Genomic DNA, 23,273 nt, shown 5'->3' with positions numbered 1-23,273 from the left:
AAGCTATTCTCTCTTCAGCAGCCATTCTAAAAAAGACGAACGCATCTCTCTAAGAAAATCTGCCGCTGACAATTATTTGTATGTGACCAGTCTAGAACAAATAATTGTGGATATTTTAAAACTGCCGTTTCACATTGAAGAAAAGATTAAAATATCTGCCTTGAAACAATACTTGGACGAGCACAATAATAATCCTACAACGGTTTGCTGCAAAAGAAGGGATTTTACGTATATTAGATAAAAATCTTGAAAGGAAATTGAACAAATTCTAGACACATTATTTAGAATCATTTGTGGTAAGATTGAGTTGTAATGGAGGTGAAAATAATGGCAAAAGGAATTATTGTAAAACCAACTATTATTCAATGGGCAATACAATCTTCTGGTAAAAGTATTGTTCAAGTTTCTCAAAAATTCTCTAAAATTGATGAGTGGGTATCTACTGAAAGTGAGTTAAGTGTCAGTGAACTGAATAAGCTAAGTAAGGAATTACGAATCCCTTTCGGCTATTTTTTTCTAAAAAAACCACCAGTTGAAGAGGTCGATTTATTAAAATATCGAACGATTGATAATGAAATGCATGATGAACCAAGTAGAGATTTGATTGATACGATTAAACACATGGAAACACGCCAGAGTTTCATGAGAGAAACATTGATAGAAGATGGTTTTTTACCGCTTGAAATTGTAGGAAGCGCGAATATGAATGATGATCCCAAGAGATTGGCTGAAAAAAAAATTGCGTATCTTGGTTTAGCCAGTGATTGGAATAGAAAGGGTAATGACACGTTTAATGTGCTTAGAAAAGCTAGTAGTGATGCAGGCATTCTTGTTATGCAAAGTGGGATTGTTGGTAATAATTCCCATAGACCATTAGATATTTCTGAGTTTAGAGCGTTCGTAGTCATTGATGCCTATGCGCCGTTGATTTTTCTAAATGCAAGAGATAGTTTAAATGGAAGAATATTCTCCTTGTGTCATGAGTTGGTTCATGTTTGGTTGGGTGTTAATGAATTGTATAATGATTCCTTTTATCGTGACCAGACTTACTTAAATGAAAAACTAGAAAGATTTTGTAATGAAGTGGCAGCGGAGATGCTGTTACCAACAAAATTACTGAATCGCATGTTCAAAAGAGATGTAGATGCATATTCTAATGTGAAGAGTATTTCTAGTCAGTTTAGTGTAAGTGCTTTAATGGTTTGTTTAAAGATTAAGCAGCAAAACTTAGTTACTAAGAAAACATTCGATGGACTGTATGGCGTGTTAATAGAAGAGATGCAAGAGAATTTACTTGCTAAAGAACAAAGTGAAAAGAAATCGGGTGGAAATTACTACAATACTCAAGGCTCAAGACTGGATCTAAATTTTGTTCATTCTGTAAATAGGAAAGCAAAAGAAGGGAAAATCTTATATACAGAAGCCTACGATCTTTTAGGAGCAAAAGGTAAAACCTATGATAATTTGGTGAAACACATGGAGGGGCGATAATGAAGAAGTATCTAATTGACAGTAATAGTCTAATATCACCCTACCGAACGTTTTATCAATTTGATTTGGTTCCTTCTTTTTGGAAATGGTTTAAAAAGACCTATGATCAGTCTATTTATCTAGTGGATAAGGTTCGAGATGAACTGTGTCACGCCAAAAAGAATAAAGATGATTTACAGATTTGGGTTGAGGAAAATTGCTTAGCAAAAGGAAAAGTAATACTTCCAAATAGCGATAGTATCGTATTGAATGAGTATGCAACGGTGCTCAATTATGTAGCTGAATCCCCTTTTTATAAGCAAAAAAGTTATGATGAGTGGGCTGCTTTTGAAAAGGCTGATCCATGGCTAATTGCCTTAGCAAAAGATTATGACTACACAATTGTGACAATGGAAGAGCGGAATCTGAACTTAAATTCTAAAAATCCTACAAGCAAAGAGCCACGGATACCAGATGTTTGTGCAGCTTTGGGAGTCGAGTGCATCAACTTGTATGATTTGATGCGCGAAGTTCAATGTGTCATCTGATTACAACTAGGTATAAGAAGTACAAAAGAAGATAATCATTTTTACAAATACTTAAAGGCCGAACGACTAAGCGTTATCATCATCGATAGCCACAAAGTCGCTCGGCTTTTTAACGAATTAATTCTCATTCACAATCTTTTGAATCGCTTCCGCCAAATGACGAATCACATTCGGCGCACTCGTCCGAAAGTCAGCGATAAATGAGCCGGAAAGACTATCCACAGTACCAACTTGCTTGTTCATGATATCAAAAATAGCGAGCGTCTGATCTTCTGGCTGCCAGGTCACTTTCCAGTAGGGACCTTCCAGATCACCATCTAGGATTTGCTGACTGTTATCCAGTACGGCTTGTCGAATGACTTCTTCTTCGGTGATCGTTTCACCTTTTTCTTTAAAGTAATTCAATTTTTGTTCGACTTCATACATATTTTCAGGAACTAATGAATACATGGGGCATACTCCTTTTCGCACACTTATTTCCTTAGTTATAATCAACTTCACGCAAATCTGCAAAGAAAAACCCTTATACAATACAGCCTGAATGGAGTCATTAAGAATGTTAGATATTACGATAGTTATTTTATAAAGGGCTGTTCGAAAAATAGATTGTGGTAAAATCAATTTGTGAAAGTGCTTGCTAAATAAAATTAGAAATCTAGGGAGAACGCTATGGGCGTATTTATTTTTGAGGATAATCCGATTCAAGCGGAACGGATCAAGCAGCTCCTCAACGTAAAATTTATGCAGAATAAAATAGAAATAACAGTTATGGCTACTTCGCGTTTAGAGAATATTTTGCACCAATTAACCTTTACTGAAGCTTTGAATCTTTATGTTTTAGATTTAGAGATTAAGTCAGATGTGCATGCAGGGCTTAAAGCAGCGAAGAAAATCAGAGAACTGGACCAACAAGGAATTATCGTGTTCTTGACTAGCCATAGAGAATTGGCGCCGTTGTCTTATCAGTACATGGTATCTGCGTTGACCTTTATTGAAAAGAAGGATTGGCAAAGAATTTCGGAAGAATTAGATCGGGTAGTGACGCATTTTATCGCACAACTCGATTATGCTGCTTATGAAGAGATGTTGGTAGTGGAAAATGAACACACAATTTTTCAATTGCCGCTTAGAGAAGTTCTCTATATTGGAACCGTTGAAGCGCATCGCTTAGAGTTGGTTTCCGTGAAGCGCTATATTCAATTTTATGGCAGCCTTAAGGAGTTTGAAGAAAAGAAGGGAAATCTAGTTCGCTGTCACCAATCCTATATAGTGAACGTGGAACACATTCGCTGCCTTTCTCAAAAAGAAAAGCAGATTGAGTTGACGAATGGTGAAATGCTCCCTGTATCTCGCAGATTTTTTTCAAAGGTGCGGCAGAAGATTGGAGAGTTCAAACATGTTTATAAATAATTTGATGATGGTCCTCTATTTTTTAGCCTATGTGTTACTTTATCTTTTTATTATCGGTGAAAAAAATATTCGCTGGAAATTTTTGCTTTTTTATAGTACGGTCACGTCTATTATGCTTGTCAGCGCCATTCAACTGACAAGGATGCCGGAAATGAATAGTTTGATTATTCCGATGTTAATGGTGCTAGGGCGCTTTTATACATTGGAGCCGTTGTCTTTGAGAGTAAATATAACCGTTAGCTTGTTAACGAGTGCGTCTTTGACTGTTTTGAATGTAGTGATTCATTCCGTGCTGTCAGATGTATTTATTTACGTTGATCGCTTACCATTGCTCTCTTCTATGATGCTGAGCAATTTATCGATTGTTAGTTGTTTTTGCATCGTGCTGCTTTTTAGAAATTCTCTTGGAAAAGTCGGAAATTTGGTGGCAAAGCCCCGCTGGACCTTTGCCTCTCTCTTTCTTTCCCTAGTAATCTATCTTCTCTCGGTGATACTATCTAGTCCAAGAATTGGGGTTCTGGCAGCCGTTTCTGAGCAATATCAAGATCTATTGGTAAAAAGCTTAATGCTGGTTGCTTGCTTATTACTTTTTTTATTGCTGATTGGCTTGAGAAAAGAAGAGAATCAGAAACTTCTGTCGCAAAAAGAAGCCGCTGATCAGGAGTTTTTGGCGTATGTTCAAAAATTAGAAGAGTCCTACAATGAGCTGGCTTCTTTTCGCCATGATTATCAGAACATTCTATTATCTTTAGATGAAGGCATTCAAGAAAACAATTTGCCCGTCATAAAGAAAATTTATTCTGAAGTTATTCGTCCGTCGAAGGAGAATCTGCAAGAGCATCGAGAGAATATTGAAAAGGTTCAACAAATAAAAGTAGTTGAGGTGCGAAGCTTATTAAGGGTCAAACTAATTCAAGCGCAGGCCCAAGGAATTCAAGTGCTACTAGATATTCCTTCAGAAGTTGAAACCATTGCAGTGGAAACCGTGACATTGCTGCGTCTAATCTCCATTCTTTTAGATAATGGAATTGAAGCAAGTGCTCGCTCCAAGAACAAACAATTGATCGTCTCTTGTTTTCATACAGAAGAGGTCGTTCACTTTTTAATACGTAATTCTTTTAGTGGTAAGGAGATCGACTTGAAAGCAATTTACCAACTAGGGATGACTTCCAATAAGAAGGGAAGGGGCGTGGGTCTTTACTCACTCAAACGTTTACTTGATACCCATCCAAATCTAACATTGATCACAAGCTGGGAAGAGCCGTTTGTTACGCAGGAATTGATTATTCGCTAACCACTTATGTTGAAAAACCGACCACTTTTGCAAAAGGCTATGACTTTTTTTCCTTGAGAAATTATTCTTTAGATATAAAAGGAAGTGAGGTCGTGTTGATTAAACTACTCAGTGTAGGAATTGGGATTGCTTTGCCGATTGGATTTCTTGTTGCGGCATGGATAAAAAAAGTCTATTTGAAGCCGCTACTTATAGGCGTCGCTTGCTTTGTTGTCAGTCAAATACTGATAAGAATTCCTTTGCTGCAACTCCTAGCAATGAATGATGGCTTTCGTTTGTTTGAAGGAACCCAACCGTTTTTATACGGCATCCTTTTGGCATTTAGTGCCGGTGTATTCGAAGAGACCGGTCGTCTCATTTTTATGAAGTGGGGGCTGTCAAATCAGACTACTTGGAATACAGGACTTTGGTTTGGCTTAGGACATGGCGGGATAGAAGCGCTCCTTTTTTATGGACTGCCGATGGTGATGGTGACAACAGCGCAGTCAGAGGAGAATATACTTATAGGTGGCGTGGAGCGTCTATTTGCTATGCTTCTGCATGTAGGGCTTTCGTTGCTCGTTTTGTATGGCATACAAAAAAAGCAGAAATACTGCTATTTTCTAGCCTTGTTTCTGCACACATTGGTGAACTCTCTGATCGTCGTCATCCCGCTATATTTCGCGAACAGCCTGATGGTGATAGAAGGAGCACTTATTCTGATTAGTAGTTTGTTGTTTCTTTATACACTAAACCTAAAAAGAAAGTGGGGATCATGTTGAAAAAATTAGTAAAAGTATTCTTCATCTTATTGACGGGTCTGATAGTAACGGCTTGTAGCAGTGGTGGAGAAAAGGTCGATGAAAAAACCGCAAAAAAATATGAAGCCAAAGCCGAAGACGTGGTAAAAAATTTAAATCACCAAGAATACAGTAAAATGATTGCTCAATTTGATAGTAAAATGAAAAAATCGCTGACAGAAGAAAAATTGAAGGAACTTGAACCGACGATTGATGAGGCGGGGGCGTATAAATCCATCACTAAATCTTCTGTTGAAAAGATTGAAGAGATGTATAAAGTCGTTCTAGTGACAAAATACGAGAATGCGAAACTCACCTATACAATTTCATTTAACGATAAGGATCAATTATCCGGACTATACGTAAAATAAAAAATGGGGCCGTACACGAAACAGGATAGGTGTACGGCCCCATTTGTTGATCAAGAATTATTCTCGCCAATATTCTGGGTGCATAAATTCATCGCAACAGCGCACAGTTCCAGCGTAGTCTTCGAAGGGAAAATCAGGATTCAATGCTTGAACCATCCACGCGTCTTCTTTGCCTTTTTCCACTGGATAAGGTGCTTGGAAATCGAGTGGCAACGCGGGCTTGAAGCCATGCTTTGGATAATACTCGATATGTCCCAAGACGAAGACCAATTCCACTTGCTTTTGTTGCAGCAGGTGCAGTCCTTCTTCGATCAATCGTCCGCCGATTCCTTGTTTCTGATAGTCAGGTACCACGGCTAATGGACCGAGGATCATGACAGAAAGCTCCTCATGATTTGTAAGCATCGCCTTCGTAAACAGGATATGTCCGACAGGTTCCTCCTCGTCGAAGGCTAAAAGGGACAAAAGCGGCTGAGCGGTTGGATCGGTCAATAGCTTTTCAGTCAAATCGGCTTCATCCACTTCTCCAAATGCATGTTTTTCCACGTGAAAAATTGTTTGCTTATCTTCGTTGGTTGTTTCTCGAATGGTTAGTTTCATTGTTTTGCTCTCCTCATATAAATGGATTTTTTAACTAAATGAAGAGCAACTCACCGATAATAAACACAAGTTAGTCAAACAAGAACCTCCTTTGTTTTGATACGATCAATTATAAATGAGACCGATTCCAACCACAAGCGAAGGAAATACCCCAAAATTGAGTCACTTTCTTTGCTGATACAACGAATAGAAGAGGATGTGATGGTCCATCACTGCCCTTCTTACAACCTCGCTTCAGACATTCGTCAAGCGAAAACTATTCTCGTGGTGTAATGTCCGGCGCTTCCTTGTTTCGACTCCTGATTTTTTGAATCCAACGAGTAAATCTTGTGTTTCCTACAGTGTCTTGAAGAGGTTTATCAACCTCATTTGTCAAAACGGCTGTTGGCTTTTGACAGTCCGCATCCATTGGATTAATTGGTTGTTTTTCTTTTTTGCATGGGAGTGACTCAGTGGTTCCTCTGATAACGGAATTTGTATTGTTACTTGTTTCAAGTTGTGTCAATCGTTCATAGTGATGTCCGTCTGATTGAATGAAAGCAGGAACCAGAAAAGGATTATCATCGTTCTGCGTTCTAGTTGGGTTATTTTCTAGTTCATCAGGAACTTCAAAGCAAGGTACCTCTTCACAAGTGGATTCATCCGATCGTGGGACTTCTGGTTGTGTCTCTTCTGGCTCATGTTCCAAGTCAAAAATGATCGTTTCAATCGTGGTGACGAACTTCGCTGATAGCGCGGAATCAAATAGCTTCACGCCATCTTGTTCAAAAAGATCGAGTGTCGTTAATAATTCACACGCTTCTCTGATTTCAGCTGCGGATAAGCTGGTGTCTACATCTTTGTAGCGCCAGCTGTGTCTGCCACCGTTATTCTTTCCAAATAGGGCGACTAAGTCGGTTGTTTCAGTTCTCATAGGCTTTTTCCTTTCATATTTTTTGTGAGTGAGGCGACCTTTCATGATTCTGTGGTTTCTTCAGGCCGACTGCTTGGAATTAAGGAACGGACAACCGAAAGAATCTTTTTTCCAAAGTTTCTTAGCGGAAAGATCCTCAGTGTTAGTCGTTTCCATTCAGCTTCCATAAAGTAGTCCTTGAAATAATAGAAGAAGCGTTTCATTGTTCGAGTGGCTTTCGTGTTCATGAATAGGTAGCGGACAAGGTCCTCCAGAATGTGATCAAATTCTTGTGCGCCTAGTTTAAAGCGGACACGTAAAGCTAAGATATATTTGATGGTTAAGCTGCTGTTTTGGGTTTCTTGATAATAGTCCATAATGCGTTTTTCAAGTGTTTCTGGTTTTAATGAAAAAGTTTGGCGATAAGTTAAAAGCGGTTCATTCATTCGAATTTCCTCCTTGTGGGTTTGATATCTGATCATTTACTATTTACTATTTTCTATTTGAAAAAGGAAGCAGCGTCCTGCTTACACTTATTTTTTTTATTGACTACAAGATACGGGATCTAGCAAAAAAATGCGAATCGCAAAATAACCGTGACACCCCCCAATTTGACACGTTTTGGGGTGAAAAGGGCCCATTTTCCCTCAAAAATGGTCAAATTGGGGGGTGTCTGTGTCAAATTGCAATTTGAACTAATTTTCAATTTGGAGTATAATTATAAGTTTTATTCATTTATCTGGTAATGGAAGGGTTTGGTAACTAAGGAATTCGCTGCGCTCCCTAAATGGTTCCATCCTTGTCAATTATTGCTTATTCTCGACCGATGACTACAAGATAACGGATTTTGAAAAATATTGCGAATCGCAATTTCGAACAAGAACCCCCAATTTCGAATGTTTCGATCTTAGAAACGTTGAAAGATCGTTCGAGTCACTCTAAGTTGGGGGGGCTAAATCGAAGTTGCTGTTTGACTTGCCCCAACGTTAAGAAATATAATTAAATGTTTTGGCTTGTTAGCAAAAATAGGAAAAAGCCTGGATGAATGAGTTATCCAGACTTAGATAGATATTTTTTCCAGTAATAGGTTTCGAAGCTAACTAATACTAAAAAAACAAGTAGTATCTTAGCGTGATAATAAGGTACTACTTGTCTTAATGATTAATTCTATAAAAGATTCCTATTTTTAACGTTCAATCAATGTCTGCTAATTGAAAGGGCTGAATGTATTGTGTGTCGCGATAAGACCATAACCAATGTTAAAATCGCGTAACCTTTTTTGATCTAGTTTTTTCAACTTATCTTGAATATATTGATACAAAAGTCGATTTTCTGTTGGAAGGCTCATAGGTACAATATAGTTCTCATGATAGCTTTTATAGATATTTACACATACACTTAATTCATCAGAGCCATCCATTAGCATCTTTGCGCTTTCTAAAAGACTATCTTTATATTTTTGAGGTTGATTTGATAGATCCTCATTGTATGATCTGTCAATTAGTTCAAATAATTGGTTATCTTCCAAATTATTCCCTCCTCTCATTTTGAAGAATTAATGTTGACGAATACCAGTCAATCCACTAACAAGTGAATTACCAAAGCGATTCAGACTTTCATTCCAAGCTTGTCCCCAATTAACCGTACAAGTTGTTTTTCCACAGTTTACTCCATTCCCGTAATAGGTTCCACCGATTACTTTCTTACTTTCTTTTTTAGATAATTTCTTTGGACTGTTCATGATTGAAAATCTCCTTATTTCTAGTTATTTGGTACAAAATTACTATATCAATATTTGCAGTGCCTAAAATAAAAATATCTTGAAATCGACGATTAACCGCCTGAAATGAAAAGACTAAAGGACAGAAGAGATACACAATATGGTTGACTTGATAGCGAATCAGCTGTTCTTGCGTTCACTTGTTTCTTTAAGGATGACAAGTATTTCGAAGCGATCATATCGTTAAGCGTTACCTTGAATACAGTGATTTCTTCCATGAGCGTACCATTGAGGTCCATCGTGCTGATCGCCTCATTGAGTTGGACGACCTCGTTTTTGTTGTTGCTATCTAATATCATAGGAGCAGCCGTATCAATCCGTTCTGACTCGTTTTCAGGAGTTAAGGAGTCAAAAACCATAGTTGATTCTTCTTTTATACTGAATCGTTGATAGGGAAGGATATAGAAGTCTTGAAAAAGAAAATTGACGCTTGCAAGATTTGGATGCGACTTGATACACGCCTTGACATGATCGTTTTTTTCGCGTGTTAATAATCCTTCCTTACAGTTTTTGATTAATTTCCAATGAGTTTTTCCTTTGACAGTAATCGCTATCTATGGTAATTTTTTAACTATTCTAAATGGTCTAAAAATTTTTGGAGGTAGAGTCATGACATTCAGCAAACAGTTCGCAACTGAATCTTGCTGTTGTTGTATGGTGCTAAAAAGCAGCATACCGTTTTGTCATGTCTATTAACTGCCCAATTTTTCGATTATTTTGGCTACCTGTATACCCCGTTGAACGGGATTATAGGGACACAATAGTGGAAGCTCAAGGTGCTGATTAATAGTCAGTGCCTTTTTTTGTTACCTAAAAATGATTGAATACATGTTTAAAAATAAATCCGAGGAGTACAACTATGATTATTGATTCTATTCAATCAGCGATCGGGCATACCCCGTTGCTGCGCTTTACTCACCAACAATTTGAGGAAATCCCTGAGAATTCTGCGATCTATGCGAAGCTGGAATATCTGAATCCGGGGGGCAGTATCAAAGATCGATTAGGTGTTTATCTGATCGAAGAGGGGCTGAAGCAGGGGAAAATCAAAGAAGGGACGACGATTATTGAGCCGACAGCGGGAAACACGGGGATTGGTGTTGCGCTCGCTGCATTAGAAGCGAAGCTGCCAACGATTTTTGTAGTTCCAGAGAAATTTAGTTTGGAGAAGCAAGCGCTGATGCGCGCCTTAGGAGCAACGATCGTGCATACGCCGACTGCCGAGGGAATCAGTGGTGCGATCAAAGAAGCGAAAAGACTTCACGAAGAAATTTCAGATAGTTATTTGCCTTTGCAGTTTGAAAATTCAGCCAACCCAGCAGCGTATTATTATTCTTTGGGTCCTGAATTGGTTGAGGATCTTGGAGAAGAGATCACCAGTTTTGTTGCAGGAATCGGCAGCGGAGGAACCTTTAGCGGAGTGGCACGCTATCTGTTGGAAAGAAATTCCACAGTCCGTTTGATCGGTGTGGAACCGGAAGGCTCAATCCTTAATGGCGGAGCGAGCCACGGTCATGAGATCGAGGGGATTGGGGTTGAATTTATTCCTGAATTTCTTGAAGGCTTGCCAGTCACTGATTTTGCTACGATCAGTGATGCTGCTGGCTTTGCGATGACCCGTCGGTTGGCTAAGGAACAGGGCACATTGATCGGCAGTTCAGCCGGTGCGGCGATGGTGGCTGCCTTGTCAGAAGTTGCTAAGCTGCCCGCGGGCAGTCAGGTGGTCACCATTTTTCCCGATGCGGGGGATCGCTATTTGTCGAAAGAGATTTATTCTCGAGAAGTGTATTGAGGAATTTGCCAAGTCATGGTTCTTATGAGTTGGCAAAAAAATGCACGAGATCAATCGTTGTGCATGAGTTAAGAATTTTAGCTTTTCATTTTTACACCAAGGCAATAGACAGACGAAAATAGAGAGAGGTTAACAATATGGGATTGGAATTTATGCCGATTTTTGAAGAGTGGGCAGTGGATTACGACGATGAGGTGAATGGCGGGAATCCGGAATATCAAGAAGTCTTCGCTAATTATTGGCAAATACTGGATGAAATCACTGCTGCTTCAGGGGAGGTAGTATTAGAGTTCGGCAGCGGAACCGGTAATTTAACGGAGAAGCTAGTTGTTGCTGGTAAGAGCGTTTATCCAGTGGAGCCATCAGCGGAAATGCGAACGATCGCGGCTGAAAAAGTCGGATTACAGGAGCTCGCATTTTCCGCTGGTGACATGGAAAATTTCCCTGTCCCCTCGGAAACAGTAGATACGATCGCTTCAAATCTGGTCTTTCACCATTTGACCATTGAGGAAAAAGCGCGCGCGATTCACCGCTATAGTCAACTCTTGCCTGTTGGCGGGAAGATCGTTTTTGGGGATACGATGTTTCTATCGCAGAAGGCATATACAGAAATCTTGGCAACAGAAAAAACAGCGGGCCGAGCCAGCTTAGCGGCTGATCTTGAACGGGAATACTATCCTTTGATGAGTGAGCTGGAAGAACTATTCCGCATAAATGGTTTCCAAACAAGGTACCAACAAATGAATCGCTTTGTTTGGCTAGTCATCGCAGAAAAAATAATGGAGGCAGAATAAGATGAAAATGAATGTTGAAAGCTTTAATTTGGATCACACAAAGGTAAAGGCACCCTATATTCGAGTGGCAGATAAGAAAACTGGAGTGAATGGCGATTTGATCGTTAAATATGATGTTCGGCTAAAACAACCGAATCAAGCCTATATGGATATGGCGGCGCTGCATTCGTTGGAGCATTTAACGGCAGAACTGATTCGCAATCATGCGGATTATATCGTGGACTGGTCACCGATGGGCTGCCAAACAGGGTTTTACTTAACTGTTTTGAACCATGACACTATCGATGAGATCATGGATGTGGTGGAAATGACGATGAAGGATGTATTGACCGCTACCGAAGTTCCCGCAAGCAATCCCGTCCAATGTGGTTGGGCAGCGAACCATACGCTGGAAGGCGCACAGGACTTAGCCAAAGAATTTTTAAGTAAGCGTGATGAATGGAGTATAGTGTTCGCGGATTAGTCAAAAAAACATTGAAAAGTGAGCTATGAAATACCCTAGATAAGCTAAATAAGTCAAAGACGACATTTCTTGACTAGGAATGTCGTCTTTGGCAGTAATTTTTAAGTATTCGAGCTATTGAGTCAATTGAATATAACGATAGTCAGGAAAGTAGGCATTTATGTTTAAAAAGAGATTACTGTAGTTTTCTCTTGCTAAGATATAGCCCACAGTAACAGTAATTGTTTCCCCCGGAGCGATTGGTCGCTCCTCTTCAGGCTCATCCACGATAAGATTATCAACGATTTTTCCAACGGTCGTTGGCAATGGATGGGCGGGACTGTCGATATAACGATAAGGATCAATTGGATTTGACAGGTCTTTATGAACCAGAGTCGTTTCATTACTTAGGTTCGTAATGAAATTTCCCTGTTTGGCTAATTGTTCCACCTGTAGCGTAATAGGAGAATAATTCCTCGTTTTATCCTGCATGTTTTTAACCTTCATTTCAATTTCTAGATACTTAGGTTGTATTTTAAACTTCCTAATTTCTCTATTCAAAGTATCTTTCCCATCTCCATTTGTGTATTCTATCGCTGTGATCGGTTGAAGCTTGCCTTTTTTATCCCACTTCTCTCCAAATTCTCGTTCCTCATAGGTCCCAGCTTTCATTTGTTTCTTTAAGATGGACAGGTATTTCTGAGCAATTTTATCGCTAAGTGTTACCTTGGAAACAGTGAGTTCCTCCACTGGTGTACCGTTAATGTCAATCGTATGGATGCCTTCATTTAGTTGAACAACCTCGTTTTTGTTGTTGCTATCTAGGGTCATTGGGTCAACAGTCCCGAACCTTTCTAACTCATCTTCAGGAGTTAGATAATCAGGGCAAATCGTTGCTTCTTCTTTGGTAGCCACATTGACTAAGGACAGCTGATCAAGAATCTTCGTGATTTCTTTTTCCGAAATGTCTCCATAACATTTCAACTCGACAAACTTATTTTGTTTTTCAAAAAATTTTCTCGCTATGATCGCTTCTGTATTCTCAAAAGGGTCTAATTTTTCAAAAATATAAGCGGAACCTTTTGAAAGCTTGATCTCCTTATAATCCTTCACGTAGTCATCGATAACTGTCTCTTTTTTGTTTAACTCATAGAGAGTAAAGGAGATTGATCGCGAATTTGCTAGATTTTCCAAATTTTCGTCATTTTTTGAAGATACAGCTATTTCCTCATAAAAGGATAATTCTATACGTGTATCATGAACCTTAAAATACTTCGGCACATAGTCAGCGACTAATCGGTAATTACCAGTATCCGGCTGTTGAGCAGCGGGTTTATCAATTTTTGTTGTGAGCTGATAGTTCTGCTTTTCAACAGTAATCTCCCAAAGTTTTGCTGCAACATAGGTTCCTATTGGAAGGAACAGCAATACGAGTACGGCAATCATTAATAATTTACGTTTCGAAAAGGTAGCTAAAACGACGGGTTCTGATTTTTTGAGTTGTATTTTTTGTAGGATATTCGCTTTATTCTCAGCGGAGTAGCCACTGCCGTAATGTTCTAAAATTTGATCGAGCGTTTCATCAGAAAGCTTCCCTAATGGGTGTTCATCATATTTTTTTGCCATTTCGATCCGCTCCTTTACTTAGTGATAATAAAAACGTCATGTCTTCTTCGTCATACGTTTGCTGCAAAATCCTTTTCCCACGATAAAGATAATTATTCACGGTTTTTAGTGGGATTTTAAGATCCTCGCTAATCATCGCTGGGGTATTTTCAAAAATATAACGCTGTAAACAAATCTCACGCATAGGGCTATTCAAACTATTAATCAAATAAACGATGTCATCAATAAACGAGCGATCTTCTTCTGCTGCTGGTACATTTTCAAGTGTGAAATCATCATTGAGCAGGTAATCTTTTTGATTACGTTGAATCTTATTAATACTGAGGCTCCTGGTGATTAGGATCAGATAATTCTTCAGCGATCCGCGCTTTGGTTGATACTTTGTCGGCGCCTTCCATATTCTTAAAAATGTCTCACTAACAATTTCTTCAATATCCTGCGGATCATGATTCTTGCCAAGTATGGATAAAGAAACGACCCAAAGCAGTTTTGAGTACCTATCAATCAGTGTCTCAAAAGCCTCTTCGTTTCGTTGGACAATTTTTTGCAGCAATTCCAAGTCTTCCAAAAAGATCACTTCCCTTCAATTGTTTCTGTCACCTATATATACACAGCAAGCTTGGGAATATACTTGAGCTTTTCCAATTTTCTATAAATAAAGTTAGGTTGCTAAAAGTATTGCTTTTATCCAATATACTAAATAGTTAAAAGTAAAGTACATAAAGGTTTAAAAAAGATAATGGGATCCTGACTGTCCTGTATCATTAAAAATTTTTAGGCGAAAGAAGCCGATTAGACGTAAAACAGTCTAGTCGGCTTCTTTTTAGTTAGTGAACAGGGAAGAGAATAGGAAACTGTGCCTATGCTTTCTCTTTTTTCTCAAAGTAAAGCTTGTACATAATGGAAAATAAATGATTTTTCGTCTCTAATGAAAGTTCATTTGTACTGACTAAAAAAAATGAGGTCGTTTCATCAGGGACTAATGATTCGAATGTACTAATGAATAAGTCGATGTCTGAATCGGCTTGATCGTTATAGCTGACATCAACGAAGGAAAATAGAGACAGAAAATGATCGAGTTCGGACATGATCCGATGATTTGGAATCGGGACGATCGCTACCTTAACGTTGAGTGATTTTTCGACTATGTAAGGATTTAAGATGTAATAAACATATTTATAAAACTCAGGTGGATACTTGGAAAGCCAATTGAATTCTTTTTTGCAAGAAATCTTTGAAAAAAATGCTTCTACGGTAGTAATCTTTTGAGGAGCAATACTTGGAAATAGAACCTCATAATCCGAAAATTCATTCATCCAAGGTAATGGTCTGCGATTGAGCGAAAAACTCAAAAAAATAGAAATCAAATTCACTAATGGAAGTGTCCGGTTGTGATCTGTGTTTAGGTCAAGTCTTCGGAATAACTTATCTATTACTGGAATAAATTTACTCCCCTTCTTTTTTTCAAGATAATAGTGATGGATATCCGTCACTCTTACGTCATCCTTGTGAAAATAAAGATTTGAAAAATAAATCTGAAATACGATGCTTCTCACTTCCGCCTCCAACAAAGCGGTGGAGGAAATAAAACTAGATAAATAGTCAAGTAGTACATCTGTCGTTTTAACAGGAACAAAATCAATGGAAGCGGGAGGCTCAAGCACAGGGAAATTATTTTGAATCCTCAATTTTGCGATTAACAGAATCGTCAGGATGTCGTTGGTATTAATATAGGGACAGTCCGCAAAACCGAGTTTTTTTAGTACCTCCTCTTCCTTTTCCACATTCTCTTGAACTGAGATAATTCCTTGACCTAATGAGCATGACCAAAGGACGGTATGGAACAACATCCGTATTTCATATTCATTTCCTTCTAATTTCATAGAAGATAAATTTACTTTTATTTCAAATTTTTTTAGAAAAGTCAAAAAAGGTTGGAGTGTTCTTCGAATGGTTGATGCACTAGTAAAGGAAGCGCTGCAAAAATCCTCTAATGTTTTATCAGGATTTCGTAAGATGAATAAGATGAACTTGTATGGGAGTGATTTTTGTAACAAGAATTGATTGTAACGATTCATATCAAAGGCTTTTTTTGACCAAATTATTTTGCCGTTTTCATCAAAGAGTTTGTAGTTAAAAAGTGTATCTAAATCTATCGCAATACTCTCCAACAGGTGATAGACAGTGTTTTTAGAAAATCGCAGCAAGTTAATAATGGTACTTATAGAATACTTCCCATCCTCTAAGTTATTCATTTCAAGAAAAATTTCAATTTTTTTTTTTGAGTCGTCGCTTAATAATATAGATTTCATTTAATTCTCCCTCATAATTTAATTATTTTCCGGTTGGATTTATAGTAACAAATCACATTATTGAAGAGAATCATATTTTCGTTTTTTAACTATAAATCGGTTAAAAAATAATAAAGATATGTTTAGAAAGTTGGTTGTTTTTAACAAGAAGTCGATTAAATCAATGTTTTTTTGAGGGGGTAAAAGACCTTTTTTAAGAGAAAACCACAAAAATTAATCATAAATAGAATGTTTACAAAAATATCTTTTTGTTGTTACACTAATTTCGTAACTAATATATTAAAAATATTTGCAAAATAATTTCTTTATAATTTAATTAATTTTTAAGAAGTTAAATTCAGGAAGCCGAGTAGTGTTTTCTAATAAGGGGATTATATGCGGATTAAGGAGGTGAAGTAAATGAAAAAGAGGATGTTCAGAAAGATTTTCTTTGTAGGGCTTGTTGGAATGGGTGTAAGTTTTAATGCTTTGGGATATGCAGCTGCAAATCAAGTTCAGTCAGATGGAGAAATTAATTTAGTAGAAAATGGTTCGCCTACAGATCCTAAAAATCCTTTAGATCCATCGAAACCGCAGGAGCCTGAAGATCCTAACAATCCGCCGACTGACGAGAAGGGACCTTTGTCATTAGATGTAGCTCCGAAAGGATTCTATTTTGGGACACAAAAGATGTATCATGCGGCACATGAGTATCAAGCAGAAGGTGTTTCAGATCACAAGCAATATTTGCAGGTGACGGACAATCGGGATGCAGATACGTATGGGTGGACATTGAAGGTTCGTCAAGACGGGTATTTGCGAGATGAAAAAACGACGTATGAACTGAAAGGTGCGACGTTGATTCTTCCAGTAGGAGAAGCACGGAATAGAAACAACAGTGCCGGTTCGACGGAGCTAGCTTCTGATTTAACGACTTATGGTGTAGAAGTAAGCAATGAAGAGAAGATCATTTTTAGTGCTCCAAGTGATACAACGAAAAAGGCAGGAAAATCAACATCAACGAATTCTTGGCAGTCTCAAAGTGTATCTCTCAACATCCCGAAAGATACAGCTAAAGCAGGCGAGTATTCGAATAAAATTTACTGGATCCTAACTGATGGCGGTCCAACTAACTAAAAAGGAGAATTATTTATTATGAAAAAGACAAAATTAATGGTTGCAGGTTTAATGATGAGCACAATGCTTTTGGGAGGCGTTTCATCTGCATTTGCTGCTGATTCAACAGGGACAGTTGAATTTAAACAAAACACAGGTGGTGGCGATCCAAGTGATCCAACAGATCCAAGTAAGCCAAATCCAGATCCAGTTATTCCAACACCAGAAGTAGGTCCGTTGATCTTGAAAGTCGTTCCAAGGTTCGATTTTGGTTCACATGAAGTAAATCAAGCAGGTGGGACTTACAACGATACAGAAACAGTGACAAATTACCTAGAAGTTCGTGATAACCGTGATGCTGGAACAAATGGCTGGTCGGTGACTGCAAGCCGTACAGAATTTTCAAATGGAACAAAAGAATTAACCGGTTCATCTTTAGCGTTACCAAAAGGTGTAGTACGTAACAGTATTGCGAATGCAACACAAGGAAATACGGCAACGACTGACGCAATTGCGGATGACACAATCTTAGCAACTGCTGCGAGTATTCCTGTTGGATCAAGCTCAGCTGTTACTGTATTAAAAACAGTGAAAAAAGATGACCTAGTTGGTAAAGGAAATACAACTAGCAATGTTGCAGAAACAACACCAGCTTCATTAACGGTCGCACCAGGGACAGCGGCTACTGGAACATTCAATTCAACGATCACTTGGACAGTTACTGCTGCGCCATAAACCGTTCGATAAACAATAGTTAAGATAGTAGTTGGAAAGGAAGAGCATCCGTGAAACGTTTAAGACAACTTTTTTTTACTTTCGCGCTTATTCTAGCAGTCGGCCCCTCTCTTGCGGTGCATGCCGAAGAAGGTGAAAGTGCTGGATACAGCGTTGCTAAAGTAGCACCGACCACTCCTCAGGTAGATGAGACTAGTTCCTTTTATGATTTAAAGGCGAATCCGGGAGACGAAATTGACATTCAAGCAGAAGTAACCAATCATAGTTCTGCTGGAATGAAAATTAAAATGGGTGATTATACCACCTATACAAATGCTAATGGCGAGATCAATTATTCTGCCCCTTTAGCAAAAGAAAATGAGGACAAGAGTCTGAAGTTTCTTTTTTCAGATATTGCAGAAATCAAAGGAAACGGTACAGAGACGCTTTCACCAGGAGAGAAAAAAGTTGTCACGATGAAACTAAACGTTCCGCAGGATGCGCCAGAGGGTGTCATTTTAGGTTCTTGGTATTTTGAAAAGGATGATCAAGCTTCGTCTGATACAAAAAAAGAGGAAAAGAAAAAAACAGGTATCAATATTGAAAATCGTTTTGCTTATGCGATGGCTGTTAAATTGACAATTCAAAATGAAATAGCCGCTCCAAATATGAATCTGTTAAACGTCTTTCCTGATTTAAATAACTATCAGAAGGTTATCAATGCCAATGTTCAAAACGATCAGCCAGCGATTATTTCAAACTTGAATTTCACTGGAAAAGTCACTAAAAAGGGCAGCAAGAATGCTCTGCTTACTGGTCAGCTGAAGGATCGAAAAATGGCCCCAAATTCCAATTTCAACGTTCCTTTTTTCTTAGGGAAGGAGCCATTAAAAGCGGGAAATTATACTCTTCACTTGAAAGCAACGACCACTGATTCAAAGTGGAAGGAGCAGACATGGGAATGGACGAAAGATTTCACGGTTACAAGAGAAGAAGCCAACAAGCTAAATGAGGAAGCGATCAATGATCCAGAACCTGAGCCAAATTATCTGCTTTATATTCTGGTTGCGATCATTGCCTTCTTGTTGATTGTATTACTTGTGGTTCTCTTTCGTAAAAAGAGGGAAAAAAAGACACAACAATAGGAGGAAGATAAAGCGATGAAACGTTTTTCAGTAATCGTATGTATAGCTTTACTGGGGTTTCTTTTAGCAGCTTCTCCTGTTTCGGCACAGGCTTCGACATCTAACGCGGAATCTGAAACAACAATCCAGCTGTCTGGCTGGGGCGATGAAGCTACGGACGCAAAGGATGACGAAGTACGTGGTTCGAACACTACTAGTATTCCTAAAACAGGAGGGGGCTCAAACGCTACTGTTCTAGGGAAAGTATTACCAAAAACAGGCGAGCTCTTAAGCAACAAGCTGTTTCTTTCGGGAGTAGTTCTTGTTTTAGGAATACTATTATTCGTGGTAAAAAAACGAAGAGAGGGGGAAGAAAATAATGAAGCACAAAATTTCTAGTTGGGTGGCTAGTTTGGTGTTGGTGCTAAATATTGTCCTTCCTTCTGGTAGTGTAGCGGCAGTAGAGAGTGATCTAGACACTGTTGATCCGCAGGTACAGTTAACAGTAGATGGCAAGTCTGCTGTATCGGTCGACACCAAGACTGATCAACTTTCCTTGAAGATCGATTATGCACCAGTGGAGTTGGAAGGGCAGGCTATCCAAAAGGACCGTTTGCAGATCGAACTTCCAGATGGAGTGACGTATTCAAAAGGGAAAAATCAGCAAGAATCAGAGTTGGTTTCGTTTGATAGTCAGACGAATGTGTTAGAGGTTGATTTGCAAAAAAGTTTAAGCCAAACATTGGAACTTGACGTGGCATTTGATAAATTGCCAGAACAAACAACAATGGCAGGCGTTCACGTAATGAATGATCAAGCAATCGGTAAAACAGAAGCTTTGCAAATTGATAAAGAAGCTGAAGCGAAGGCTGATGAAGAAGAAAGCAGCAAAGAAACAGAAGAATCATCTGTGACTGAAAAAGAAGCCACGGAAGAAACAACTAGTGCTGAAGAAAAAGAAACTTCAGCCAAACGTGGGACAAGAGCGGCACTAGATCTTGGATCACCGACAACAAGAACATTACCCGTTCCGCAGGTAACAGATGGTCAATTTGACAATGTCAGCTACTTTGATGTAGGTTCCCGCGCAGAATGGGATAATGCGTTGTCGATTGGTACTGCGATGGGAAGCGCCAGCAACAATAACAACAAAACAGAGATTACCTATATCAATATTACGGATAATTTCAAGATGTCAGATAAAACAAGTGGCTTTGGTGTTATACAGGCTTTTACGAATCGCAGTGATAAAAAGCTAATCATTAACGGAAACAATAAAACCATTGATTTCCGCGAGCTGACGGTTTATTTCAATAATAATGATTGGGATATCGTGTTCCAAAATGTGACTGTCTACAATGGGAATGAATGGGGCGTTGCGGATTTATACAATGCCAACGCAGGAAACGTGATAACAGCCCATAATTATACCCAATATGGTGCGCAGGCATTTGAAGGCTCTAGAGGTAGACTGATCCTTTCAGGAAATACGTCGATGACGAGTTCTCCAACAGAAACATACTCATCACCGATTGACGGACAGCAAGTGACGATCGACCAGCGCTATGTTGGAGGGAGTTATCGCGGAAGTGCCAATGTCGCTGTTGGTGAAATCTATGTTAAAGCCGGTTCAAATATCCAGATGGATAATGGTCGTCTAGGAGCGAACTTTGTGTTTTATCCTCGTGGAAACTTCTACACAGAAGATGGTGCAGGGACGAAAATCACGATGAGCAATTTAAAGACACCGACTAAAACGGGACCTTGGTATGTAAATGATTACGCGCCAGGGAGTATCTCGCTGGTTTCGGATCTTCCAAGTGATGCGAATACTTGGCCAGATAATCAGCGACCTGCGTCATTAGTAGGTCGAAGCAATAGTATCTATTTTGGTGATAACACCGAAGTAGAAATTCATAATGGAGCACCGAGACGAGATCATGCGACAGTTCTTCAAATGGAAGTAGCTGACAGTTCGATCGAATTAGGTGAAAACGCCAGCTTCACTGGGATGGTCGATGAAACAACTGCGGTCAGTGGTCAAGATGAGACGCCGATTTATTTCAAAAATACTGGTTCAATCAAGTTGGGTAAAAATGCCAGCTTTGATTTAACTGTAGGTGAGACCAACGATCCAGCAAAAGCCGTTGGCGATGCAATTTACTTTGGCGGCAAGGCTAGCCTAGATCTAGATGAGGCTTCGAGCTTTAAATTACGAAGTGCCAGCGGCAATACAGATGGCTTATTAAAAATGACTACGGCCGGATCATCGATCACTATTGCGGATCAGGCAACCTTTGATATCGGATTTACCCGAGCGGCAGAGGACCACCTGTTTTCATTAAATGGAACGATGAATATTCCAGCGGCGAATGACTATGTTCATCGCATCCGTCTATGGGATAATGGCAACTTTGATGATGCGAACCCTGACAACAGCTTCCATCCATTAAACAAAACGAAGATTGCTTATACAAATACAACCGTCGGCTCAAAATCAACCAATTTGGCGGACGGGTTTGTAGATAATGGAACGGTTAGTAAGTTCAATTCAGAGTACAAATCAAAAGCACAACGGCTCGTTGTTGATCCAATCGTATTTAACGTAAAGACGATTGATGAAATAACAAATGAAACGAAAAATGAGTATAGTGTTACTGGTACGGCAGAGCCGCCAGGCGGAATGGTCGAACTATCCGGCGGACCGTTGGATTTATTACCAGCTGACCAAAGACAGGTGACTGTCAAAGCAGATGGCAGCTTCGAATGGAAAGGTGCATTATCACGTCCGTTCCATTGGGGAGAAACGATCAAAGTAAGCTATGTCGGTCATCCAGACAAGTATTTAGAAACAGTCGTAAAAGATGTGACAAAACCAACTGGAAAAGGTCGGACGATTCACGTAGTCGAAGGCGATGCAATTCCTTCTATTAAAGACTTTATTGCTAGCGTGGAAGATACGAATGCGTTGGAGACAGACAAAGATAAATTCGGTTACACGTATAGTGGAAATGGGATTGTTTCAGGCGGCTCAGCGACCATCACGAATGGTCAGGATATTCAAGAATACACAGAACAGGTGATTATTGATGATACCCGCGGAAATACTTCTGATCCTGTAGATGTGAAGCTAGTTGTTCATAAAGCCAATAGTATTAATACTATTCAGGCGAATGATTTGACGGTACGTTGGAGCGATGTTTCAGGATTTACTGTCGGATCAACCAGCTATGCTGATTATTTGAAAAAAGGTATGAACGCTAAGGCGCAAACAATTATCAATGGTGACTTAACAGATTTGATCGTTGAAGTAGAAAACATTGCTACGATTCCAAATACAGTGGGTGGGCCTTATGTGGTCACGTTTGTTGTTCGAGCAACTACTGGAAATCAATTAGCAGCTGATTTGAAGACGGAAGTGAATTTAACTGTTCTATCGAATTTAATTGATCCAAGAGATCCTTCTACAACGGATCCAAGTGACAATGAAAATGAAGGAACAGGAGAACACGGAGAGCTTCGTTTGGATTATGTGCCATCAACCTTTGATATCGGCACAAAAGAAGTCCAATGGAAAGACATGGAGTACCAAGCACAAGGAACAACGGATCAATGGGTACAGGTAGCGGATGAACGACCAGCGGCAACTGGTTGGACATTGAAGGCTTCGGCAACTACCTTTGCTTCTGGTGCGGATCAATTAACTGGAGCGGCCTTGGTCTTGCCAAGTGGAGACATGTATAACAAGAAAACGGCATCTGCTATGAATCCGAATGGTTTGAGCTCAAATGGCGAAGTGGCTCTAACTTCAGCACCTTCTTCCATTTTCAAAGGGGATGGCGAAAATTCTAAGAATGAATCCACCTATGTTTGGAAGAAAAATCAAGTGAAATTACGAGTACCAAAAGGACAAGGGAAAGCTGGAAAAACCTATCAGTCTACAATTACGTGGACGGTAGAAGCTGGAGTAACGAAGTAAGCACAGCATAGTAACGAGTCTTTTGTCATCTAGAATGAAGCACATTCTAGATGACTACATAGAAAACTGAATAAAATGCTTTTAAGAATTGAACAAGTCGTCCGCGCAATCTCAAAAGCATTCGTTTTTTTGAAGAAAGATGAGTGGTAAAAACGATTCTATCAAACAGGTATGTGATTATTGCCTAAAACCGCTTATTTGCTTATAATTAAAAACTGCTTTACCTAAAATAGATTTAATTTTCATTCACT

24 protein-coding genes are annotated in these 23,273 nt (G+C 39.1%); 14 read left to right on the top strand and 10 right to left on the bottom strand.

Annotation, left to right across the window (positions count from 1 at the left end; all coding sequences use genetic code 11):
• Window positions 1-327: 327 nt before the first annotated feature.
• On the top strand, window positions 328-1,491 hold the full coding sequence (locus IGI44_RS15430; protein ID WP_438788653.1) for an ImmA/IrrE family metallo-endopeptidase: 1,164 nt from the start codon (window positions 328-330) through the stop codon (window positions 1,489-1,491).
• Window positions 1,491-2,018, top strand: coding sequence for a DUF4411 family protein (locus tag IGI44_RS15425; RefSeq protein WP_438788652.1), 528 nt, complete (start codon window positions 1,491-1,493; stop codon window positions 2,016-2,018). Before IGI44_RS15430 ends, IGI44_RS15425 begins: the two co-directional genes overlap by 1 nt.
• Window positions 2,019-2,135: 117 nt before the next feature.
• Here the strand turns inward: IGI44_RS15425 and IGI44_RS15420 are convergent, their stop codons facing one another.
• Complete coding sequence (locus IGI44_RS15420; RefSeq protein ID WP_438788650.1) at window positions 2,136-2,468, bottom strand: hypothetical protein; 333 nt, start codon at window positions 2,466-2,468, stop codon at window positions 2,136-2,138.
• Window positions 2,469-2,687: 219 nt separating this feature from the next.
• On the opposite strand from IGI44_RS15420, the gene IGI44_RS15415 reads away from it, so the two are divergent.
• From IGI44_RS15415 to IGI44_RS15400, 4 genes are all read left to right on the top strand, one after another.
• The gene (locus IGI44_RS15415) at window positions 2,688-3,428 is read left to right on the top strand and encodes a LytR/AlgR family response regulator transcription factor (RefSeq protein ID WP_438788649.1); all 741 of its coding nucleotides are present in this window, start codon (window positions 2,688-2,690) and stop codon (window positions 3,426-3,428) included.
• Window positions 3,415-4,722 (top strand): GHKL domain-containing protein, encoded by a 1,308-nt coding sequence (locus IGI44_RS15410; protein WP_438788647.1) that lies wholly within the window; start codon window positions 3,415-3,417, stop codon window positions 4,720-4,722. The genes IGI44_RS15415 and IGI44_RS15410 overlap by 14 nt, the downstream gene beginning before the upstream one ends.
• A 92-nt stretch (window positions 4,723-4,814) precedes the next feature.
• Window positions 4,815-5,483 (top strand): YhfC family glutamic-type intramembrane protease, encoded by a 669-nt coding sequence (locus IGI44_RS15405; RefSeq protein ID WP_438788646.1) that lies wholly within the window; start codon window positions 4,815-4,817, stop codon window positions 5,481-5,483.
• Window positions 5,477-5,872, top strand: a complete 396-nt coding sequence (locus IGI44_RS15400) for a DUF3887 domain-containing protein (RefSeq protein WP_438788645.1) — start codon at window positions 5,477-5,479, stop codon at window positions 5,870-5,872. The genes IGI44_RS15405 and IGI44_RS15400 overlap by 7 nt, the downstream gene beginning before the upstream one ends.
• Before the next feature lie 57 nt (window positions 5,873-5,929).
• Here IGI44_RS15400 and IGI44_RS15395 read toward each other — a convergent pair whose 3' ends face one another.
• From IGI44_RS15395 to IGI44_RS15370, 6 genes are all read right to left on the bottom strand, one after another.
• The gene (locus IGI44_RS15395; RefSeq protein WP_438788644.1) at window positions 5,930-6,472 is read right to left on the bottom strand and encodes a GNAT family N-acetyltransferase; all 543 of its coding nucleotides are present in this window, start codon (window positions 6,470-6,472) and stop codon (window positions 5,930-5,932) included.
• A gap of 256 nt (window positions 6,473-6,728) precedes the next feature.
• Window positions 6,729-7,385 (bottom strand): hypothetical protein, encoded by a 657-nt coding sequence (locus IGI44_RS15390; RefSeq protein WP_438788643.1) that lies wholly within the window; start codon window positions 7,383-7,385, stop codon window positions 6,729-6,731.
• A 41-nt stretch (window positions 7,386-7,426) separates the two neighbouring features.
• Window positions 7,427-7,810, bottom strand: a complete 384-nt coding sequence (locus tag IGI44_RS15385; RefSeq protein WP_438788642.1) for a hypothetical protein — start codon at window positions 7,808-7,810, stop codon at window positions 7,427-7,429.
• A 761-nt stretch (window positions 7,811-8,571) separates the two neighbouring features.
• A complete protein-coding gene (locus IGI44_RS15380; RefSeq protein WP_438788640.1) occupies window positions 8,572-8,892 on the bottom strand; it encodes a bacteriocin immunity protein in 321 nt (106 codons plus the stop codon).
• 27 nt (window positions 8,893-8,919) lie between these two features.
• Window positions 8,920-9,105 (bottom strand): leucocin A/sakacin P family class II bacteriocin, encoded by a 186-nt coding sequence (locus IGI44_RS15375; protein ID WP_438788639.1) that lies wholly within the window; start codon window positions 9,103-9,105, stop codon window positions 8,920-8,922.
• Between the two features lie 92 nt (window positions 9,106-9,197).
• Window positions 9,198-9,503 carry a hypothetical protein gene (locus IGI44_RS15370; protein WP_438788638.1) on the bottom strand — a complete coding sequence of 102 codons (306 nt, stop codon included), beginning with the start codon at window positions 9,501-9,503 and terminating at the stop codon, window positions 9,198-9,200.
• A 500-nt stretch (window positions 9,504-10,003) separates the two neighbouring features.
• Here IGI44_RS15370 and IGI44_RS15365 point away from each other — a divergent pair, with 500 nt between their 5' ends.
• From IGI44_RS15365 to IGI44_RS15355, 3 genes are all read left to right on the top strand, one after another.
• Window positions 10,004-10,936 carry a PLP-dependent cysteine synthase family protein gene (locus IGI44_RS15365; protein ID WP_438788636.1) on the top strand — a complete coding sequence of 311 codons (933 nt, stop codon included), beginning with the start codon at window positions 10,004-10,006 and terminating at the stop codon, window positions 10,934-10,936.
• 137 nt (window positions 10,937-11,073) lie between these two features.
• Entirely contained in the window at window positions 11,074-11,730 is a 657-nt protein-coding gene (locus IGI44_RS15360) for a class I SAM-dependent methyltransferase (protein ID WP_438788635.1), read from the top strand.
• A 1-nt stretch (window position 11,731) separates the two neighbouring features.
• Window positions 11,732-12,193 carry an S-ribosylhomocysteine lyase gene (locus tag IGI44_RS15355; RefSeq protein WP_438788634.1) on the top strand — a complete coding sequence of 154 codons (462 nt, stop codon included), beginning with the start codon at window positions 11,732-11,734 and terminating at the stop codon, window positions 12,191-12,193.
• 114 nt (window positions 12,194-12,307) lie between these two features.
• Here the strand turns inward: IGI44_RS15355 and IGI44_RS15350 are convergent, their stop codons facing one another.
• The 3 genes from IGI44_RS15350 to IGI44_RS15340 all read right to left on the bottom strand — a co-directional run bounded on the left by IGI44_RS15350 (window position 12,308) and on the right by IGI44_RS15340 (window position 16,110).
• Entirely contained in the window at window positions 12,308-13,798 is a 1,491-nt protein-coding gene (locus IGI44_RS15350) for a hypothetical protein (protein ID WP_438788633.1), read from the bottom strand.
• Entirely contained in the window at window positions 13,782-14,375 is a 594-nt protein-coding gene (locus tag IGI44_RS15345; protein WP_438788632.1) for an RNA polymerase sigma factor, read from the bottom strand. Before IGI44_RS15345 ends, IGI44_RS15350 begins: the two co-directional genes overlap by 17 nt.
• Before the next feature lie 283 nt (window positions 14,376-14,658).
• Window positions 14,659-16,110, bottom strand: a complete 1,452-nt coding sequence (locus IGI44_RS15340) for a helix-turn-helix domain-containing protein (RefSeq protein WP_438788631.1) — start codon at window positions 16,108-16,110, stop codon at window positions 14,659-14,661.
• A gap of 399 nt (window positions 16,111-16,509) precedes the next feature.
• Between IGI44_RS15340 and IGI44_RS15335 the strand changes: the two genes are divergently transcribed.
• From IGI44_RS15335 to IGI44_RS15315, 5 genes are read left to right on the top strand one after another with little or no spacing between them, the layout of a single operon-like run.
• Window positions 16,510-17,226 carry a WxL domain-containing protein gene (locus IGI44_RS15335; RefSeq protein ID WP_438788630.1) on the top strand — a complete coding sequence of 239 codons (717 nt, stop codon included), beginning with the start codon at window positions 16,510-16,512 and terminating at the stop codon, window positions 17,224-17,226.
• An 18-nt stretch (window positions 17,227-17,244) separates the two neighbouring features.
• Window positions 17,245-17,940, top strand: coding sequence for a WxL domain-containing protein (locus IGI44_RS15330; RefSeq protein WP_438788629.1), 696 nt, complete (start codon window positions 17,245-17,247; stop codon window positions 17,938-17,940).
• 50 nt (window positions 17,941-17,990) lie between these two features.
• Complete coding sequence (locus IGI44_RS15325; protein WP_438788628.1) at window positions 17,991-19,064, top strand: DUF916 and DUF3324 domain-containing protein; 1,074 nt, start codon at window positions 17,991-17,993, stop codon at window positions 19,062-19,064.
• A 15-nt stretch (window positions 19,065-19,079) separates the two neighbouring features.
• Entirely contained in the window at window positions 19,080-19,442 is a 363-nt protein-coding gene (locus tag IGI44_RS15320) for an LPXTG cell wall anchor domain-containing protein (protein ID WP_438788626.1), read from the top strand.
• On the top strand, window positions 19,423-23,022 hold the full coding sequence (locus IGI44_RS15315; RefSeq protein WP_438788625.1) for a WxL domain-containing protein: 3,600 nt from the start codon (window positions 19,423-19,425) through the stop codon (window positions 23,020-23,022). Before IGI44_RS15320 ends, IGI44_RS15315 begins: the two co-directional genes overlap by 20 nt.
• Window positions 23,023-23,273 lie beyond the last annotated feature (251 nt).

Origin of the sequence: Enterococcus sp. DIV0756 (assembly GCF_051710745.1) — a bacterium.
Classification (GTDB): Bacteria; Bacillota; Bacilli; order Lactobacillales; family Enterococcaceae; genus Enterococcus_A.
Note: the sequence above shows the minus strand (reverse complement) of the source record. Positions and strands in the feature narration are given on the sequence as shown.